The sequence below is a fragment of the Pseudomonas sp. KB_12 genome (assembly GCF_052114545.1).
In the GTDB taxonomy this organism is placed as follows: domain Bacteria; phylum Pseudomonadota; class Gammaproteobacteria; order Pseudomonadales; family Pseudomonadaceae; genus Aquipseudomonas; species Aquipseudomonas brassicacearum.
In genome coordinates this window covers 135,942-154,057 of sequence record NZ_JBFREY010000005.1, presented here as the reverse complement: position 1 = coordinate 154,057, position 18,116 = coordinate 135,942, and the positions used below count along the sequence as shown (strand labels likewise).

14 protein-coding genes and 1 pseudogene are annotated in these 18,116 nt (G+C 60.5%); 5 read left to right on the top strand and 10 right to left on the bottom strand.

The annotated features are described in order from the left end of the window. Positions 1–24: 24 nt before the first annotated feature. From AB4Z20_RS04685 to AB4Z20_RS04675, 3 genes and pseudogenes are all read right to left on the bottom strand, one after another. A complete protein-coding gene (locus tag AB4Z20_RS04685) occupies positions 25–2,775 on the bottom strand; it encodes a Tc toxin subunit A (RefSeq protein ID WP_442089417.1) in 2,751 nt (916 codons plus the stop codon). Positions 2,776–2,800: 25 nt separating this feature from the next. Continuing rightward, positions 2,801–3,505, bottom strand: a complete 705-nt coding sequence (locus AB4Z20_RS04680; protein ID WP_442089431.1) for a methyl-accepting chemotaxis protein — start codon at positions 3,503–3,505, stop codon at positions 2,801–2,803. A gap of 201 nt (positions 3,506–3,706) precedes the next feature. Continuing rightward, positions 3,707–4,585 (bottom strand): annotated as a pseudogene (locus AB4Z20_RS04675) (methyl-accepting chemotaxis protein); the annotation flags it as partial. A gap of 371 nt (positions 4,586–4,956) precedes the next feature. Here AB4Z20_RS04675 and AB4Z20_RS04670 point away from each other — a divergent pair. Together AB4Z20_RS04670 and AB4Z20_RS04665 are read left to right on the top strand one after the other, a co-directional pair. Then, a complete protein-coding gene (locus AB4Z20_RS04670; RefSeq protein WP_442089416.1) occupies positions 4,957–5,664 on the top strand; it encodes a histidine phosphatase family protein in 708 nt (235 codons plus the stop codon). A gap of 8 nt (positions 5,665–5,672) precedes the next feature. Then, positions 5,673–6,521, top strand: coding sequence for a phosphatase PAP2 family protein (locus AB4Z20_RS04665; protein WP_442089415.1), 849 nt, complete (start codon positions 5,673–5,675; stop codon positions 6,519–6,521). A gap of 152 nt (positions 6,522–6,673) precedes the next feature. On the opposite strand, the gene katG is transcribed toward AB4Z20_RS04665, so the two are convergent. Continuing rightward, complete coding sequence (gene katG, locus AB4Z20_RS04660; protein WP_442089414.1) at positions 6,674–8,938, bottom strand: catalase/peroxidase HPI; 2,265 nt, start codon at positions 8,936–8,938, stop codon at positions 6,674–6,676. A gap of 370 nt (positions 8,939–9,308) precedes the next feature. Here katG and AB4Z20_RS04655 point away from each other — a divergent pair, with 370 nt between their 5' ends. After that, on the top strand, positions 9,309–9,899 hold the full coding sequence (locus AB4Z20_RS04655) for a hypothetical protein (protein WP_442089413.1): 591 nt from the start codon (positions 9,309–9,311) through the stop codon (positions 9,897–9,899). 50 nt (positions 9,900–9,949) lie between these two features. On the opposite strand, the gene AB4Z20_RS04650 is transcribed toward AB4Z20_RS04655, so the two are convergent. The 6 genes from AB4Z20_RS04650 to AB4Z20_RS04625 are packed head-to-tail and all read right to left on the bottom strand — an operon-like array spanning position 9,950 to position 16,136. Then, positions 9,950–11,464 (bottom strand): ABC transporter substrate-binding protein, encoded by a 1,515-nt coding sequence (locus AB4Z20_RS04650; protein WP_442089412.1) that lies wholly within the window; start codon positions 11,462–11,464, stop codon positions 9,950–9,952. A 28-nt stretch (positions 11,465–11,492) separates the two neighbouring features. Then, entirely contained in the window at positions 11,493–12,464 is a 972-nt protein-coding gene (locus AB4Z20_RS04645) for an ABC transporter ATP-binding protein (protein WP_442089411.1), read from the bottom strand. Continuing rightward, positions 12,461–13,447: an ABC transporter ATP-binding protein gene (locus AB4Z20_RS04640; protein ID WP_442089410.1), complete on the bottom strand. Its 987-nt coding sequence runs from the start codon at positions 13,445–13,447 to the stop codon at positions 12,461–12,463. The genes AB4Z20_RS04645 and AB4Z20_RS04640 overlap by 4 nt, the downstream gene beginning before the upstream one ends. Beyond that, entirely contained in the window at positions 13,444–14,301 is an 858-nt protein-coding gene (locus AB4Z20_RS04635) for an ABC transporter permease (RefSeq protein ID WP_442089409.1), read from the bottom strand. The genes AB4Z20_RS04640 and AB4Z20_RS04635 overlap by 4 nt, the downstream gene beginning before the upstream one ends. Beyond that, complete coding sequence (locus AB4Z20_RS04630) at positions 14,298–15,245, bottom strand: ABC transporter permease (protein WP_003197591.1); 948 nt, start codon at positions 15,243–15,245, stop codon at positions 14,298–14,300. The genes AB4Z20_RS04635 and AB4Z20_RS04630 overlap by 4 nt, the downstream gene beginning before the upstream one ends. Positions 15,246–15,248: 3 nt before the next feature. Beyond that, positions 15,249–16,136: a proline iminopeptidase-family hydrolase gene (locus tag AB4Z20_RS04625; RefSeq protein WP_018613010.1), complete on the bottom strand. Its 888-nt coding sequence runs from the start codon at positions 16,134–16,136 to the stop codon at positions 15,249–15,251. A gap of 163 nt (positions 16,137–16,299) precedes the next feature. On the opposite strand from AB4Z20_RS04625, the gene AB4Z20_RS04620 reads away from it, so the two are divergent. Together AB4Z20_RS04620 and AB4Z20_RS04615 are read left to right on the top strand one after the other, a co-directional pair. Then, the gene (locus tag AB4Z20_RS04620) at positions 16,300–17,061 is read left to right on the top strand and encodes a LuxR family transcriptional regulator (protein WP_442089408.1); all 762 of its coding nucleotides are present in this window, start codon (positions 16,300–16,302) and stop codon (positions 17,059–17,061) included. A 90-nt stretch (positions 17,062–17,151) separates the two neighbouring features. After that, entirely contained in the window at positions 17,152–18,051 is a 900-nt protein-coding gene (locus AB4Z20_RS04615) for a proline iminopeptidase-family hydrolase (RefSeq protein WP_442089407.1), read from the top strand. Positions 18,052–18,116: the final 65 nt, after the last annotated feature.

Here is an 18,116-nt window from a genome sequence, read left to right as displayed (position 1 = left end):
TCCTTGAATAAAAAAATGTTCGCCTCAATGGCACGCAGCGATCAGTCCTTCACCAACGATTTTCCAGTCCTGCGTCAGGCTGTCGTTATTGAGTGTGGCGGCCATGAGCAGTTGGCTTGCCGACAGGCCCGTGCTCAAGCAACACGCCTGGCAACGCATGACCCAATCCACGGCTTGCATCGTGGTGGCGCGTTTGGGCGTCAGCAGCGCTGTCAGGCAGCCCACTTGCTCGGTGCTCCAGCCCAGCAGGTGGGCCAGCAGGCCGTTGACTGTCTCTGCTGAATGTTGCGGTAGGTCTTGGTTGGCGAGCTGCAAGTAATGCAACAGGTTTTCTTCTGACTGCGCCTGATGGCGCGCGCAATGATTGAACCGTTCGAGCAAATACAGCGTTTGAGGTGTAAGCGTTCCTGAACTGTTCGAGGCTAACCACGTGGGATGGTCCATCAACACCTGTAGCGTGCTGCTGCTCAGATGCAATTTCTGGCAGGCTTGCGCGGTGCGAAGCACGTGTGCCAGCAATGGCGGAGTTTTGTCGACAGTGGCGATGATGGCCTCGACCATGTCTGTGGCATTCGTGCCGGCCATTTTCATCACGCTGGGAAGGTATTCGGCGGACACGTCAGCCGAATCGTGCAGCAGTGTTCCTACCAGGCGTTGATAGTCGCTGGTGGACTGGGCGTGCTCTCGCAGTACGGCCAATCGCTCTTCCAGTTTCTGATTCAACGGCAAATCGGGTCCGATAGATTCGAACAGGCGACACCACTGCAGCACATCGAGATGGTTTTGCTTGAGCCAGTCCACCGCCCAATCCATTGCCATCAATACGTCGAGAATGTCGGGGTGCGTGGTGTCCAGTGCCCCCGTCACCAATGCCCGACAGAACGTATCGCCTCCCAGTAGCCGAGCCAGCTCCGTGCACTCAAGAGGCGACAGGCCAAACATCCGGGCGATACGGGCCTGGCGGTAGAGCGAAGAGATCGTCGGCAAATCGTTTTTCAGCGGCAGGTACTTTTTAGTCTGTTTCACAAGCAGCAACAGCGCGTCCTCTGTGAGGGCAAGCCCCAGGCCAGCACCGAGGTAACTGAGTGTCTTGAAGTCTGCGGTATCAAGGCCTGTCGCCTGCTTCCCCCACGCAGGGCTTTGAAGAAGACCGCTGCGATTGAATACCTGGTCGTACAACGAAACACGCTCTGCGCTAGCACAGGTCGGCATGTCGCTCATGAGCGAGGCAAACTCTTCTGGTGTGATGCCACGGCGCCGCTTCATGTACTGATAGACCCCAAGCGCGCGCAAGGTATTGGCGCTGAGCGTCATCAGGGTGTTGCCTTCCGAGTGCATGCTATTGATGAGCAACGTATCCAGTTCGGCAAAGGGAATGCCGGTCCATTGCTGCAATCGGACCATTCGCTGCATGCGGTCGAAGCGCTCGTAGGACTTGTGACTGAATCCTTGCCGGGTCGTTTGGGTTTCAAGCACCAGGGCGGGGGAAGAAGTGTCGGGACCATTGATGTAAGCAGGACTCTGGCGGTTACGAGTCGAGGGCGGGATATGGGTCGAGGAGCGAGGCCTGTATCTGCCATGCCCCAGTAGTTGCTCAACCTGTTCCGTCGACAGCCCGGTGCGCTCCTTGAAAAATGTGAAATCACCCAGGCGCCCGACATCTTGAGTGCCGTAGGCTTTTTTCAAGGCCTCGAAATCGGAACCCGAAGCGAGCGGTGCGAGCAAGAGTGCCTGCTGAGCCGGACTGAGTCCTGAAAGCAATTTTTGCGCTTCGACAGGCGATTGCGAAACGTGTCCATACGTTGAGCCGTCCTGGCAAAACGGCAGTTTCAGGCTGATCCGATAATTGACTTCACCCAGGGCGGGTTTACCTGCGCCCAAGCCAAGCAGGCATTGATGGTGGTGAAGATCATAGGGCAGTGAAAAGGGATAGTGTGCGTCGGCCAAGGCCTGATGGACGGTTGTGCCGTCATCGAGACTGGCCTCGATATGGCTGCACAACGTGTCGTTGACGATGTTGAGCGTCGGGCGCGCAACCAAGGCACTGTGTGGGTCGAGCATCAGCGTGTCGAGGTCCGGTCGACGTTTCTCCAGGGGGATCTTGCGGGGGTGGGTGGAGCTGTTTTCCAACTGCCTGGCAAACAGGTACAGCGCACGCAGGTAGGCCACGGGCGAGTCGATCGCGGCGATGTCACCGTCCTTGCAAAACTGATCCCGGTTTTCCTGGAACAGTGCTTGATAGCTGATCGGCCCGGATGTCGAGTCTGAGTCCAGGCTGCGTCGCACACGGGGCTTGGTGTCGCTGGAGCTGAGTTGATGCTCCAGGTACAAGCGGCTGATCTGCCGGGCGTGGCTCGACGCATTGTCGTAGGCCTGCCCGGCATCTGCATCGCAGTGCCTGGCGAGCGCCTGGGCGAACTGCGTCTTGCCCAGGTGCAGGATGTCGAATACCGATGTCAGCCCCATTCGTTGCAGGGCGGTCTTGAAATCGGTTTTGGCAATGCCCTCGTCCATTGGCGGGGCAACGAGCTTGTGCAACAGAGAGCCGTTGTCTGCGTCCATGTAGGTGCCTCTCCTGTTCGAACGGAATGTTCTTGTCAGGAGAAAACCGTACAGCAGTACGCAAAAAAAGACGGTAGGACGTGAGCGGGAGATGTGTACGAAAGAGCGATTCGTGGGGCTGCGCTGATGCAAACCCTGTGGGAGCGAGCTGGCTCGCGATGGCGTCGGATCAGTCAGCATTGAAGTTGACTGAACCACCGCCTTCGCGAGCAAGCTCGCTCCCACAGTGCGTAGGGCGTTAGACGCGGAAGTGGCTGACCATCATCTGCAACTGATTCCCCAACCGCGCCAGTTCGACGCTGGAGGCAGCGGTTTCTTCGCTGGCGGCGGCGGTCTGTTCGGACACGTCGCGCACGTTGATGATGCTGCGGCTGATCTCCTCGGCCACGGCGCTTTGTTGCTCGGCGGCAGCGGCGATCTGCTGGTTCATCGACTGGATGTTCGACACCGTGCGGGTGATGTTCCCCAGTGACGCGCCGGCCTTGCGGGTCAGGGCCACGCTGCTGTCGGTGAGGCTGCGGCTGTTGTTCATCACGGCCGCTACTTGTTGCGTGCCGTTCTGCAGGCCGGCCACCAGGCCTTCGATTTCTTCGGTGGATTTCTGCGTGCGCTGGGCCAGGCCACGGACCTCGTCGGCCACCACGGCGAAACCACGCCCGGCTTCACCGGCGCGTGCCGCTTCGATCGCCGCGTTGAGCGCCAGCAGGTTGGTCTGCTCGGCCACGGCCTTGATCACGTCCATGACGCTGCCGATCTTGTCGCTTTCCTGTTGCAGCACGGTCATGGCGTCGGTGGAGCGCGCCACTTCGCTGGCCAGGCGCTCGATCTGGGCGATGGCTTCGCTGACTACCTTGTCACCGGCGCGGGCTTCGCCGTCGGCGGCGGCCGCGGCCTGGGAGGCTTCTTCGGCGTTGCGGGCCACTTCCTGCACCGTCGCGGTCATTTCGTGCATGGCGGTCGCGACCTGATCGGTCTCGACTTTCTGGCTGTTGACCCCGGCGCTGGTCTGCTCGGTCACGGCGGACAGTTCTTCGGCGGCGCTGGCGATCTGGGTCACGCCATCGCGGATGCCGCTGATCAGGTCGCGCAGGGTCACGCCCATGCGCGCGATGCCTTGTTGCAGCACGCCGAGTTCATCGCGGCGAGTGACGTTGACCGTGTGCGACAGGTCGCCACCGGCAATGCGCTCGACCACGGCCAGGGTATCGCGCAGCGGGCCGGTGATCTGGCGCGTGATGATGACGGCGGCAATGACGCCGACCAGCAACGCCAGCAGGGTGCTGATCAGTTGCAGGGTGCGGGCCTCGGCACTTTCGGCGTCGCGGCGGTCGAGTTGGATCTGGTACAGCTGTTCGCTCAGCGTCACGATTGACGCGCCCTGGTCGGTCATTTCCTTGCGTGCCTGTACCGCGTCGGCGGTGGCCAGCTTGAAGGCCTGCACGGCGCTGCGGTATTGGGCCAGGGCGTTTTCCAGTTGGCGCAGTTCATCCTGGCGGGTGCTGGAGAAATGCTCGTTCAGCGGCTTGAGCGACGCGATGGCGGCGTCCAGCTGGGTGACGGCCTTGCGTTCGGTGTCGGCGTTGCTGTTGGTGGTGTAGCCGCGTACTTCATAGCGGGCCAGCATGAAGTCCTGCTTGGCCTGGGTGATGGCCTGGAACTGGGCGAAACGCTCGTCGCCGGCGCCCATTTTCCGCACGTCCGAATCCAGGGTCTCGATCAGCTTGTAGGCGATCTCGGCGTTAGCGCCCATGGCATCGCGGGCGGTGTTACCCGTGCGGTAGGCGCCGCGCATTTTGTTCAGGGACACCTGGTAGGCGCTGATGACTGCGCTCTGCTCCTTGAGCAACTTGACGTTTTCCGGGCTCTTGAAGCTGCTGAGCAGGGCGTTCTGTTGTGTCACGAAACTATCGAGCGTGGTCTGCACGTTTTGGGCGGCGGTCTCGTCACCGTTGGTCAGCATGTATTGCAGGCGCGTGACCCGAAGCTTGGTCAGGCTGGCGTTGAGCTGGGTGATGTCGCTCATCCAGTTGCTGCGGTCGATCAGCCCGCCCAGGCTGGTCCAACTGGTCAGGGCCAGCAGGCAGGTCAGTACCAGCACCAGGCCGAAGCCCAGGCCCAATTTCATGTTGACGCTAATGTTGCCAAACCAGCTGTTCATCAAATTCCTCCAGGAACGTTGTGCTGCTTGATCGTCGGTACGCTGGAAGATTGTTGTTGTTAAGAGCCAGCAAGAGCATGTAACAGGGCTGTATCGGCCGGGGGGGCAAGATCTGTAAGTTTTTTTCCGGTATCTGTGGGAGCAAGCTTTGCTCCCATCCCAAGCTTTTTTTCACATCTGTTTCACCGCCTGCCTACGTCGGCCTCTCTACTGTCGCGCCATTGAATGACTGGGTGATGCCGTCGGGGCGGCTTGATGTGGAACTGAAACTGAGCCTTTTCGGCCTGAGGCGCTCGATCAATACGCGGCGCTTTGCCCGCTACCAAAACGCTGTGGTCGTGCTGGCCTCGGCGCTGCTGGTCATTCCGTTGACCCTCTGGCTGCTCAGCCCGGCGGCGATACCGGACCTGGCCCACGGCAACGTCGCCGGCGCCCGGGCCTTGGCCGATGGCTGGGCCAAGGGTGAGATGATCGTGCTGGTGCGTCATGTCGAGCGCTGCGACCACGCCAAGGCTGCGTGCCTGAATGATCGCGAAGGCATCACTGACCGGGCCCGTGCCGTTGCGGTGGGCCTGGGGGCGCGGTTCGAGCAACTGGGCCTGGATAACACCGACCTCTACAACAGCCCCCTGGTCCGTGCGGCCCAGACGGCGGGCTACATGTTCAACAAGGTGAGTGCTGGCGACGACTGGCTGATCAATTGCCGCCACGACCTTCTGCGCAATGCCCTGGCCCACAAAGTCGCCGGGCGCAACCTGATCCTGGTCACCCACAGCGAATGCATGCAGGCATTGGAAACCGAGCTCCACCGGCCCACCTCGACGTTTGGCTACGGCGCTTCGCTGTTCGTCTCCACCGCCCAGCCACAAACACCGCAGTTGCTCGGTTTTATCGAAGCCCCTGACTGGCGCTCGGTGGCTTTCAGTAACCTTTCCCACGATTAGGACCGCCCATGCTGACGTCTGCTCGCGCCCGTTTCTACGGGCTCAATCTTGGAATTCCCCTGGTCTGCGCCGTGGTGGTGTTCTTGCTGTTCGACTTGACCCGCATCGACATCGCTTTCAGCAATTTATTCTACGACCCGTTGCACCAGGTCTTTCCGTTGGAGCACGTGCGGCTGTTCGAGAAAATCACCCATAAGTGGGCCAGGATCATTCCGAACTGGACCGGCGAGGCGGCGATCATCGGGGCGCTGCTGTCGTTTGTCTGGCCGATCTTCAAGCCACATAAGCGCCCGGGATTGCTTCGCCTGTTGGAGAAAGCCCGCTTGGCCACGCCGTTGCGTTTTGCCCACAAGCATCGGCGCGACTTTCTCTACGTGGTCTTCGCCTTTTCCCTCAGCACCGGGGTGATCCATTACCTCAAGGGTCACACCAGCGTGTACTGTCCGGTGGAAACCACCCAATACGCCGGCAAGATCGAGCACAAGGAATGGTTCCAGAATTTCGACCTGCTGAAAGTCGCCGGTGACGGTCGCTGCTGGCCCGGCGGTCATGCGTCCGGCGGCTTTACGATGCTGGCGCTGTATTTCGTTGCCCGCCGTTACCGCTGGCGTCATTCGAAAGCCTTGATGCACGGGGCGTTGGTGCTGGGCTTTGTCTATGGCACGACGCGGGTCCTGCAGGGCTGGCATTACATGTCCCACACGTTCTGGGCGGGGATTTTTGTCTGGTTGAGTTGTTGGCTGATGGCGTTGCTGTTTTATGGACGCGAGGCCTTGGAGCAGCCTGTGTTGAAACCACAGCGAGCGGCGCAGGCGGTTGTCGTGCCGGCGTCGGGTAACGCACATTCGTCAGCCTGAAAGCCAGGCAAAAAAAAGCCCGCTGGGAGAGCGGGCTAAAACCTTAGTTTCTTGAATGAGCGAGGCGACTGTACCCAATCACGCGGGGGCGTGGGGTGAAGAAAAGTTCATGAGGTCACCTCCTTGCCAGACCTCATGCCCTCGTACGCCGTTCACCTGAGATCAAACCGATCCAGGTTCATCACCTTGACCCACGCCGCGATGAAGTCCTTGACGAACTGCTCCTGCGCATCCGGGCTGGCATAGACTTCGGCCAAGGCCCGTAGCTGGGCGTTGGAGCCGAAGACCAGATCGACACGGGTGCCGGTCCATTTGACCTGGCCGGTCTTGCGGTCGCGAGCCTCGAAGGTTTCCTGGGTGTCGGAAAGGGCTTTCCACTCCACGCCCATGTCGAGCAGGTTGACGAAAAAGTCGTTGGTCAACGTCCCGGGCCGTTGGGTAAAGACACCGTGCGCCGTGTGGCCGACGTTGGTGTCCAGCACCCGCAGACCGCCGATCAATGCCGTCATTTGCGGGGCGCTGAGGGTCAGCAGTTGGGCCTTGTCGATCAGCAACGCCTCGGCAGACACGCGGTACCGGCCCTTGAGGTAGTTACGAAAGCCATCGGCGATAGGCTCGAGAAAACCGAACGACTCGACGTCCGTCTGCTCCTGACTCGCGTCCATGCGTCCCGGCGCGAACGGTACCGTCACGCTGAGCCCGGCATTTTTCGCGGCTTGTTCAATACCGGCGCTGCCGGCCAGCACGATCAGGTCTGCCAGGGAAATTTTCTTGCCGCCGGACTGGGCGGCGTTGAACTCATTCCGGACCCCTTCGAGGGTCGCCAGCACCTTGGCCAGTTGTTCGGGCTGGTTGGCCGGCCAATCTTTCTGCGGGGCCAGGCGCAGGCGGCCACCGTTGGCGCCGCCGCGTTTGTCGGAGCCACGGAAGGTGGAAGCCGCGGCCCATGCCGTAGACACAAGCTGTGAAACCGACAGGCCCGAGGCCAGTAGCTTGCCTTTGAGGGCGGCGATGTCGCTGTCGTTGACCAGCGGATGGTCGACCGCCGGGATGGGGTCTTGCCACAGCAGTTCTTCGTTGGGCAGTTCCGGGCCGAGGTAGCGTGAGAGCGGGCCCATGTCGCGGTGGATCAGCTTGAACCAGGCGCGGGCGAAGGCGTCGGACAACTGGTCGGGGTTGGCCAGGAAGCGCCGGGAGATTTTTTCGTAGATCGGGTCGAAGCGCAGCGCCAGGTCGGTGGTCAGCATCGTGGGGTTACGCCGTTTGGACGGGTCATGGGCATCGGGGATGATGCCCGCGCCTGCACCGTTTTTCGGCGTCCATTGGTGCGCGCCTGCCGGGCTCTTGGTCAGTTCCCACTCGAAACCGAACAGGTTCTCCAGGTAGTTATTGCTCCAGCGGGTGGGGGTGGTGGTCCAGGTGACTTCCAGGCCACTGGTGATGGTGTCGGCGCCCTTGCCGGTGCCGAAGGTGCTCTTCCAGCCCAGGCCTTGCAGCTCCAGGCCAGCGGCCTCGGGCTCGGCGCCGACATTGTCCGCAGGGCCTGCGCCGTGGGTCTTGCCGAAGGCGTGGCCGCCGGCAATCAATGCCACGGTTTCTTCGTCGTTCATCGCCATGCGGGCGAAGGTTTCGCGGATGTCCACCCCGGCGGCGACCGGGTCCGGCTGGCCCTCGGGACCTTCCGGGTTGACGTAGATCAGCCCCATCTGCACGGCGGCCAGCGGGTTCTCCAGGTTGCGCCCCTCGTCAGTGCGGCTTTCTTCGTTGCCAGGCTCGGCCACCAATTGGCCTTCGCCGGGGTCTTGCATGGCGGCTTTGTCGGGCTTGGCGTAGCGAACATCGCCCCCCAGCCATTTGTTTTCGGAACCCCAGTAGACGTCTTCATCCGGCTCCCAGACATCGGCGCGGCCTCCGGAAAAACCGAAGGTCTTGAAGCCCATGGACTCCAGCGCGACGTTGCCGGTGAGGACGATCAGGTCAGCCCAGGAGATATTGCGACCATACTTCTGCTTGATCGGCCACAGCAGCCGACGTGCCTTATCGAGGCTGACGTTGTCTGGCCAACTGTTGAGCGGTGCAAACCGCTGCTGGCCGGAGCCCGCCCCACCGCGCCCGTCGCCGGTGCGGTAGGTGCCTGCACTGTGCCAGGCCATGCGGACAAAGAGCGGTCCATAGTGGCCGAAGTCCGCCGGCCACCAGTCTTGCGAGTCGGTCATCAGTGCATTCAGGTCCTGTTTCAAGGCCTGGAAGTCCAGGCGCTTGAACGCTTGGGCATAGTTGAAATCCTCGCCCATGGGATCGGACAGCGAGGAGTGCTGGTGCAGGATCTTCAGATTCAGCTGGTTCGGCCACCAGTCGCGGTTCGTCGTACCACCGCCAGCGGCGTGATTGAACGGGCATTTCGATTCGTTTGCCATGAGAAGCTACCTTTGGTCGTATTCATCCAGCTATCCAGCCCGGCCGGGCTCTGGATAGCGACAGGCGAAATAAATGACACAGGGCGCAGGGCTCACAGTTCGCTCAACTGATCGTGTGCGGCCACACGGCAACACACGAGAGGTCTAGTTACCAATTCGGTGGCCCACGGCAAGCCCAGTACGTTTCTGAACGCTTCGTATCTCTTTGTCAGGTTTCACGGGCCGGATTACACCAGCCTGAATTCAGGCTAGTCCTCCTTTGCCAGATAGCTAATAGGCGCAGTGTTAACGGTCGATAGGGATAATCTTTTATCGAAGCCAAGCGGCGAGGCAGATGATATGAATGGCGCCTGCCGTGACGGACCCAATAATGAACAAATGCCCGCGCAGCACGGCCTTCCACGAAGCGGGTCATGCCCTGGCCTTTTGGTGGAACGGCCAACCGATAAAACGCATCACCGTGCGTACCAAGGCTGAAGCCTGCACGGGACCTCTGTTCGACCTGCGCGGCAACCCGCAATACGCAGAAGGGTTGGTGGAAGCTGACTACCTGGTCGCGCGCCCGGCCTTCGATGCCCCGGGGATCGCTGAATTCCTGCCCTCGATGGTCGATGCCATTGAGCGTGACCTGCTCCATTGCTTCGCGGGGCCGGTGGCCGAAGCGGTCTACCGGCACCGCCGGTCCGATCGGTTGATCAGGGGCAGCGGCCGCGGTGACCTGGACCGGGGGCACGAATTGATCAGCCTGCTGCCACCGCGCAAACTGCTCGATGCCCAATCCCGGGCGATCGCGCGTTGCAGTTGCCTGGTGCACCGTTATTGGCCGGCTGTCAGCGCCGTGGCGGGCTTTCTGCAAGAGCACGGCACGGTTGAGGGCAATGCTGTCACAGCGCTGCTGTGCGAGATGACCGGGGAGTGGCCGATGTTGCTTGGCCATCAAGTGGCAAGCCTCGATTCGTGATCAAGGCGTTACCACTGGCCTTATCCGACTCGGATAAAAGCCACTACTCGCTAGCGCTTCACCGTTTCCTCAAGAGAGAAGCGCCCCAGTGGGTTTTGTTGGAAGTGCTCGATGTTCTTACGCGAAATATTGATGTAAGGGCTGTAGTAGAGATCGATCCAGTTGACGTCCTGCTTGGCGATCGCCTGAAGGTCGGTATACATCTGCTTGCGCTTGGTCGGGTCCACTTCTACCCGCGCGGCCGCGACCAGATCCTTGACCTTGTCGTTCTTGTAGCGGGTCATGTAATTCATGTTGGTGTCATGTCCCAGCACGAAGGTGGTCTTCTGGTCCGGGTCGAGGATGTCGTTGGTCCAGTACATCACGGACAGATCGTAATCGCCGTCGATCAGCATTTGCCAACTCTGGGTTGGGTCGACTTTCTGCAAGGTGGCTGTCACGCCGACGGCTGCGAGTTGTTGCTGGACCAGCACGGCGATCTGCTCGTCGGCTTCATTGCCCGCATTGACCACATAGTTGAGCTTCAGGCCTGACGCGCCTGCATCCGCCAGCATTTTCTTGGCTTTTTCCGGGTCGTACGGGCGCTGCAGATTATCGGCATTGTGATAAAGCGCGCCTTTAGGAATGTAGGAATAAGCCACCTGGCCATGGCCGAACGTCACGGTATCGACCAGGGATTTTTTGTTGATCGCAAGGTCCAGGGCCTGGCGTACTTCAGGCTTGCCCAGCAGTCCGTGCGCATGGTTGATCAGCAGATGATCCTCACGGGTGGAGGGATCCATGTGTACGACCAGGTTGGGGTCTTTCTTCAGGGTTTCGACGCGCGAGAAAGGCACGAAGATCGCCGAATCCAGTTCCCCGGCTTGTACCTTCAACATCCGCGTATTGTCATCCGGGATGGAGATCCATTCCACGCCATCCAGGCTCACCTTGTCGGCTTGCCAGAAGTTGGGATTCTTCTCCAGCACCACGCGATCACCGCGTAGCCACTCCTTGACGATAAAGGCGCCAGAGGCAACGGGGTCCTGTGCATAGGCTTCCTCCCCCATTTTTTCCATGGCCTTTTGCGACAGGATGGAGACGTTGGGCAACGCCAGCTGCGCAAGGAAGGGCACTGAAGGGCTCGTGAGCGTCACCACTAGTGTCTGCGGGTCGGGGGCTTGGGCCTTGTCGATAATCTTGTAGGAGTCGCTCCACAGCGACCCTTTGTTGTCGCGAATGCGCAACAGACTGAACGCTGCATCGCTGGCGGTAATCGGTGAGCCGTCGGAGAACTTGGCCGAGCGTAGTTTGAAGGTGTAAGTCAGGCCATCGTCGGAAACCTGCCAGCTTTCGGCCAGCCCCGGTACCAGCTTGGTACCGGTGTTGTCGACGCGCACCAATACGTCGTAAACATTGGAGAACACCCAGTTATCACGGTTCTGCGCGCTTTTGATCGGGTCGAACGTCGTACTTTCTTCACGGCAACCGATGGTCAGCACGCCTGCCGCCTGGGCGACACCGGCCGCCAGCGTGCAAATGGTCAGTGTCGCGGCGGTCAGCAACTTCAAATGTTTCGATCGCATGGTCAAACTCCCTATTGATGAATGTTTTTTAGAGCAATGGCTCTCCGAGCACACAGCTATAACGATGTCCATTGATGTCATGGATGGGGGGCGGCGCTTTCGCGCAGATGGGTTGTGCATACCGGCAGCGCGGGTGAAAAACGCAGCCGGATGGAAGGTTCAGGGGGCTGGGTGGCTCGCCAGGCAGGGGGGCGCTCAGCAACGGTCGAGTCGGGTCGATGTGTGGAATGGACTGGATCAGCGCGACGGTATAGGGATGCCGCGGGCTGCTGAACACGGCCTCCGTGGGGCCTTGCTCGACGATCTCGCCGAGGTACATCACGGCGACCCGATCACAGAGCCGCCGAACGATCGCCAGGTCGTGGGCAATGAACAGAATCGCCAGGTTCATGCGCTGTCGCAGCTCCAGCAGCAGGTTGATGATCTGTCCCTGGATGGAAACGTCCAGCGCGGCCACGCATTCATCGGCGATGATCAACCGTGGCTCAATGGCCAGTGCTCGAGCGATCCCCACACGTTGGCATTGACCGCCACTCAACGAGCCCGGTTTGCGGTTGGCCAGCTCTGGCCGCAGGCCGACCAGGGTCAGCAATTCATCGACCCGCTGGCGAATCAGTGATGCAGGGATCGCACTGCGCACTCGCAGCACTTCAGCCAGGGTGTCGCCGATGCTCATTCGTGGATTGAGGGCGGTATAAGGATCCTGGAAAATCATCGCGGTTTCGTGGCGCAGCCGCTCGATGTCGATCCGCTTGCCTTGAGCCATATCCACGCCATCGAACAGGATTTGTCCGGCGCTGACCTCCGTGAGGCGCAAGATGGCCCGACCCAGGGTGCTCTTGCCGCTGCCCGACTCACCCACCAACCCAAGCACCTCCCCGGTGGCCAGACTCAGCGACACACCGTTGACGGCTTTCACCCATTGCCTGTTGATTCCGAACGGACCACTGCCAGGGGCGGCGAAGCGCACCTGCAGATCCTTCACGTGCAACAGGGTCATGACGAGGCTCCCACCGGCAGCGGGTAATGGCAGGCCACTCGGTGTGCCTCTGTCGCGACTTGCATCTGTGGCAACAGCCGGGTGCACTGGCTGCCCTGCTGAAGGCAGCGCGGGTTGAAGCGGCAACCGGTGGGCAGCGCATCCAGCAGAGGAGGCTGGCCGGCGATGGTCTTGAGCAGGGCATGGCCGGCGCTGGTCGCCGGTTGGCAGTCGATCAGGGCCGCCGTATAGGGATGTCGTGGGTGAGCCAGCAGGTCAAGCTTGTTGCCGTGCTCGCAGAGCCGACCGGCGTACATCACCGCGATGGAATCACAGGTCTGGGCGACGACCCCCAGGTCGTGGGTGATCATGATGATCGACAGCCCACGCTGGTCGCGCAAATCCAGGAGCAGGCGCAGGATCTGTGCCTGTACCGTGACATCCAGGGCGGTGGTCGGCTCATCGGCGATCAGCACCTGGGGGTTGCAACCCAAGGCCACGGCGATCATGGCGCGTTGACGCATGCCACCGGAAAACTCATGGGGATAACTGTCGACGCGCGTTAGCGGATCGGGAATGCCCACCTGGCGTAATACATCGATGGCCTTCGCCCGTGCTTCACGTTTGGACGCCCCCTGATGCAGGCGTATGCCCTCGCCGATCTGTTCGCCGATACGCGTCAACGGGTCAAGATGACTGCCGGGATTCTGAAAAATCATCCCCAGCCGCCGACCCCGTATGCCCCGCATGTCGGCTTCATCCAGCGACAGCAGGTCCTTGCCGGCAAGGCGCACGGCCTTGCCCTGGACCCGCAGGTTTGAAGAGGGCAGCAAGCGCATCAAGGCCCGGCAGGCCATCGTCTTGCCTGAGCCGCTTTCACCCACCAGACCGAGGATTTCACCTTCGGCCAGGTCAAATGACACGCGATCCACCAGCGTGACTTCGCCCTCACCGTGGCCGGCGATCACGCTGAGGTCCTTGACGTGCAACACCGGTGTGCTCATGGGCGTTCTCCGAGCTGCTCGGCGACACCGTCGGCCAGCAGACTGAAGCCCATGGCCAGGGTGACGATCGCCAGTCCCGGGAAGGTGCAGATCCACCAGGCATTGGTGATAAAACTCTGGCCCTCGGCGACCATCGTGCCCCACTCGGCGGTGGGTGGCTGAACCCCCAGGCCGAGGTAGCTGACCGCCGCCCCGTTGAGCAGTACCAGCACCGCGTCGGACATGGAAAACACGATCGAACCGAACATGGCATTGGGCAACAGGTGCCGAAACAGAATGCGTCCATGACCGAAGCCCAGGCTTTTCGCCGCCAAGGCGAAATCGCTTTGCTTGAGCACCAGGATCTGCGAACGGATCAGCCGTGCATAGGACACCCAACCCACCAGGGCCATCGCAATATAAAAGCTGCCCAGGCCGGGGCCGAGGATGGCCATGATCGCCAACATCAGCACCAGGAAGGGGAAGGCCAGAATAATATCGATCAGGCGCATGCAGATCGTGTCGAACCGGCCACCGATATAGCCGGCCAAGGCGCCGACGCAAGTGCCGATCAAGAACGGGAAGACCACTCCGATCACGGAAATCTGCAAGTCGATGCGTGCGCCCCAGATCACTCGGGAAAGAACGTCGCGGCCGAAATTGTCCGTGCCGAACGGATGGGCCAGGCTCGGCCCCAGCAGGCGGATATCGGTGTTCTGGGCAATCGGATCGAAGGGCGCGACCCAGGGTGCGAAGAGTGCGAGCAACAGCCAGCCAAACAGAATCGCCAGGCCCAGCACGGTGGCCAGGCGACGGTTGCGCAAGCCCAAACGCAGCGCAAGACGCCAGGCGGGATTGAGGGTCTGGCCGCTCATCGCATGTTCACCCGCGGATCAATCATCACGGTCAGCACATCGGCGAGGAAATTGACCGTGACGGTGGCGAGGGCCAGCACCATGGCCACGCCTTGGACCACCATGTAGTCGCGGGTAAAGATGCCGCGTACCAACAATTGGCCGATGCCGGGAATGGCAAACAGACTTTCGATGACCACCGTGCCGCTGATCAACCAGCCGATATTTACTGCCAGCAGGTTGACCGCCGGTACCAGGGAGTTGGGCAGCACATGCCGACGAAATATCGCCCGCTCGGACAAGCCCCGGGCCCGTGCGGCGGTGGCATGATCGGCTTGTAGCTCCATGAGCATGCTGGCGCGCAGATTGCGCACCAGCACGGCGGAAAGTGCCAAGGCAATGGTCAGGCACGGCAAAACCATGTGATGCAGTTTGTCCCACCCTGTACGTCCATAGCCTGAAACCGGGAACAGCCCCAACTGCACACTGAGCAGCAGGATCAACATGATGCCTAGCCAAAACGCCGGCATGCCGAGCCCTGCGGTGGTGAACAGGCGAATCAGATGATCCTGCCAACCGCCCTTGTTGCGCGCCGCCACCGTTGCCAGTGGCACGGCGATCAGCAGCGCCAGCAGTACGCTGCCGAGCACCAGGAACAGGGTTGGTTCAATGCGGGTACTGATCAGCTTCAAGGCATCGACTTTGTAGAGCAGCGATTGGCCGAGATCGCCTTTGAGCAGGTTCTTGAGAAAGTAGAAGTACTGCATCCACAACGGCTGGTCGAGACCGTACTGGGCGCGAATCCTGATCAGCGCCTCCGGCGTGCTGCGCGAGCCCAGCAGGGCCCGGGCGGGGTCCCCGGGGATTGAGCGCACGAGCACAAAGGTGATCATGCTGATGCCAAACAGCACCGGCAATAGCTGTAGCGGGCGCGACAGTATGAAACGGTAGCGCGCCAGGTTCATGGGCTAGTTCCGATGGCGGTGCAGAAAATCCAGCAGGACTGGGAAGTAGGCGTGGGGCTCTTCGTAGAACGGCATGTGGCTGCTGTTGGGGAACACATTCAGTTGTACATCCTTGAGCGCCATTTTCATGCGCATAGCACAGGCGGGCGTCAGTTCATCATGTTGACCGGTGGTGATCAGCACAGGCATTTCGAAGCCGGCCATCTGCTCGATGCGATTCCAGTCCTTGAGATTGCCGGTATAGAGAAATTCGTTGGGGCCCTGCATGGTCATGTAGGGCCCCATGTTCCAGTCGCCCAGGGAACGTGTCACCGGCGCTGGCCACTCGTCCAGACGGCAGACATGGCGATAGTTGAGCAGGGTGATGGCCGCCTGGTATTGCGGATGATCCAGGGTGCCCAAGGCTTCATGGCGCTGCATCATCGCGACGGTCTCACTACCCAGGGCAGCCCGCAGACGCTCGAGCTCCAGGGACAGGTGAGGGATATCGCCGACGGTATTTTCCAGGATCAGGGTTTTCAGCGCTTGGGGGTGATGAATGGCGTACTCGATCGCCAGCCAGCCACCCCAGGAGTGCCCCAGCAGGTGCACTTTGCCCAGGTCGAGGGCTTGGCGGACGGTCTCTACCTCCGCCACATAACGGGTGATGTCCCACAGGGATTCATCAGTCGGCCTGGCCGAGGCACCGGTACCCAACTGATCGAAAGCGATGACCCGCAAGCCCTTTTCCTTGAGCCAGCCATGGCTGTCACGCAGATAATCGCAAGGCAATCCCGGGCCGCCATTGAGGCACAACAGCACTTCGTCGCCGTCGCCAAAGCCATAGGCCACCAGACGATGACCATCGACTTCCACGTCGTACCGCTGGTCTGGCTCGATCTCACGCCACATCATTGCTCTCCTGCTCAGGTGCGCCCGTTGGCTAAACCTTACCGAGGAAGCTACGCGCCCATAAGCTAGCAATTCTTATAGGTTTGATCTGGCACTCCCTCGCTCAGGCGTGGCATTCTACTTGCACGATTTCAGGATTGAAATTAATAAGGGAGCTGAATGGATGCAGGCCAAGCTGTCTGACTTCAATACCCGTCTTTTGTCTGGCAGGAGCCTGGACGAACAGATGGACAACACCTTGCGGATGGTCCAGGCGCTAGGCTTTGAAGCCTTGGTGTACGACTACAGTCCGGTGCCGCTGGATCATGATGGGGCACTGATCACCCCGACTGTGCTGAAGGTGCGCAATACCCCCCGTGATTGGCACTCGCTCTGGTGTGAAGAAGGTTATTACCAGATCGACCCCGTCCAGCATCTGGCAATCAATACCATATCTCCTTTTGTCTGGTCCTATCGACCGGAGGCCGACACGGTGCTGCAGCCGTTCATCGGCCAGAGTCATGCGCCGGTCGTGAGCTACCTGCAGGATTCGCGCATGACCTGTGGCGTGACGGTGCCGATGCATTTGCCCAAAGGTGGCTTTGCGACATTGACCGGGCTGCGCGCCGATACGAAGGGGAGCACCTTGCAGGATGTCCGGCAAACCCTGGGCGACTTCAGCCTGATTTCCCATGCCCTGCAAGAGGCGGCTTTTCCGCTGCTCGGCAAGGAAGCCCGCGCATGCCCGGTTCGCCTGACCAAACGCGAGCGTGAGTGCTTGAGATTGGCCGCTGAAGGGTTGACGGCGGCGGACATCGCCAGGCAACTGAATCGTTCCTTGGCCACCATCACCCTCCACCTGACGTCTGCAATGCACAAGCTCGGTGCCAGGAATCGGGTCCAGGCCGTGGTCAGGGCGGTGCATTATCGGTTGCTCGATAGCTGAAATCGGGCAAAAACCTATCTGTTCCTCTAGTTATTCCGCCGGCCAGTCCCCGGTATCGTGTGCCGCAGGATTCCTAGGGAGCGGCACGAAATGGATTTTCCCGTAACGCACGAAGGCTTTGCGCCTTTTGGTCCGTATCAGACCTGGTATCGCATCACTGGCGATTTCAGCAGTGGCCGTACGCCGCTGCTGATCCTGCATGGCGGCCCGGGCTGTACACACGATTATGTCGATGCCTTCAAGGATATTGCCAACAGTAGCTATCCGGTGATTCATTACGACCAACTGGGCAATGGGCGTTCCACCCATCTTCCGGAAAAAGACCCCTCGTTCTGGAACGTGGCGCTCTTTCTCGATGAGTTGGAGAACCTGCTGGATCATCTGGGCATTGGCGACAACTATGCACTGTTGGGGCAATCCTGGGGCGGCATGTTGGCCAGCGAACATGCGGTGCTCCAGCCGGCGGGCTTGCGCGCGTTGATTATCGCCAACTCCCCGGCGGACATGTCCACCTGGCTCCTTGAAGTCAATCGCTTGCGCCAGCTTCTACCCATTGAGGTGCAGCAAACACTGCTCAAGCACGAGCGGGCTGGAACCTTGACGTCTACCGAGTATTTGGAGGCCGCTCGGGTTTTCTACGACCGTCATGTCTGCCGTGTCACGCCCTGGCCCGATGACGTCGCCCGTACCTTCGCCCAGATCGATGCTGATCCTACTGTTTATCACGCCATGAATGGCCCCACCGAATTCCATGTGATCGGCAGCATGAAGGACTGGTCCATCACTGATCGCTTGCCTCGGATCAAGGTGCCGACACTGCTGGTTTCAGGCCGATACGATGAAGCGACGCCGTTGGTGGTCAAACCCTATGTGGATCATGTTCCCGACATTCGCTGGGCGTTGTTCGAACACTCCAGCCATATGCCCCATGTCGAGGAGCGGATGGCTTGCATGGGAACGGTGGTGAGTTTCCTGGATGAGTGTTTGTAGGCATCTGCGCAATCCGAGCCGTCGTTTTGTGTTGTGTTTTTCGACGCGTCCTGTGAGACGCGTCT

Bases quoted from the DNA above. Each gene is read 5' to 3' on its own strand.
- AB4Z20_RS04680 (WP_442089431.1), bottom strand. From the start codon at position 3,505: ATGACCGCGACGGTGCAGGAAGTGGCCCGCAACGCCGAAGAAGCCTCC.
- AB4Z20_RS04670 (WP_442089416.1), top strand. From the start codon at position 4,957: ATGCCGTCGGGGCGGCTTGATGTGGAACTGAAACTGAGCCTTTTCGGC.
- AB4Z20_RS04665 (WP_442089415.1), top strand. From the start codon at position 5,673: ATGCTGACGTCTGCTCGCGCCCGTTTCTACGGGCTCAATCTTGGAATT.
- katG (WP_442089414.1), bottom strand. From the start codon at position 8,938: ATGGCAAACGAATCGAAATGCCCGTTCAATCACGCCGCTGGCGGTGGT.
- AB4Z20_RS04655 (WP_442089413.1), top strand. From the start codon at position 9,309: ATGAACAAATGCCCGCGCAGCACGGCCTTCCACGAAGCGGGTCATGCC.
- AB4Z20_RS04650 (WP_442089412.1), bottom strand. From the start codon at position 11,464: ATGCGATCGAAACATTTGAAGTTGCTGACCGCCGCGACACTGACCATT.
- AB4Z20_RS04645 (WP_442089411.1), bottom strand. From the start codon at position 12,464: ATGACCCTGTTGCACGTGAAGGATCTGCAGGTGCGCTTCGCCGCCCCT.
- AB4Z20_RS04640 (WP_442089410.1), bottom strand. From the start codon at position 13,447: ATGAGCACACCGGTGTTGCACGTCAAGGACCTCAGCGTGATCGCCGGC.
- AB4Z20_RS04635 (WP_442089409.1), bottom strand. From the start codon at position 14,301: ATGAGCGGCCAGACCCTCAATCCCGCCTGGCGTCTTGCGCTGCGTTTG.
- AB4Z20_RS04630 (WP_003197591.1), bottom strand. From the start codon at position 15,245: ATGAACCTGGCGCGCTACCGTTTCATACTGTCGCGCCCGCTACAGCTA.
- AB4Z20_RS04625 (WP_018613010.1), bottom strand. From the start codon at position 16,136: ATGTGGCGTGAGATCGAGCCAGACCAGCGGTACGACGTGGAAGTCGAT.
- AB4Z20_RS04620 (WP_442089408.1), top strand. From the start codon at position 16,300: ATGCAGGCCAAGCTGTCTGACTTCAATACCCGTCTTTTGTCTGGCAGG.
- AB4Z20_RS04615 (WP_442089407.1), top strand. From the start codon at position 17,152: ATGGATTTTCCCGTAACGCACGAAGGCTTTGCGCCTTTTGGTCCGTAT.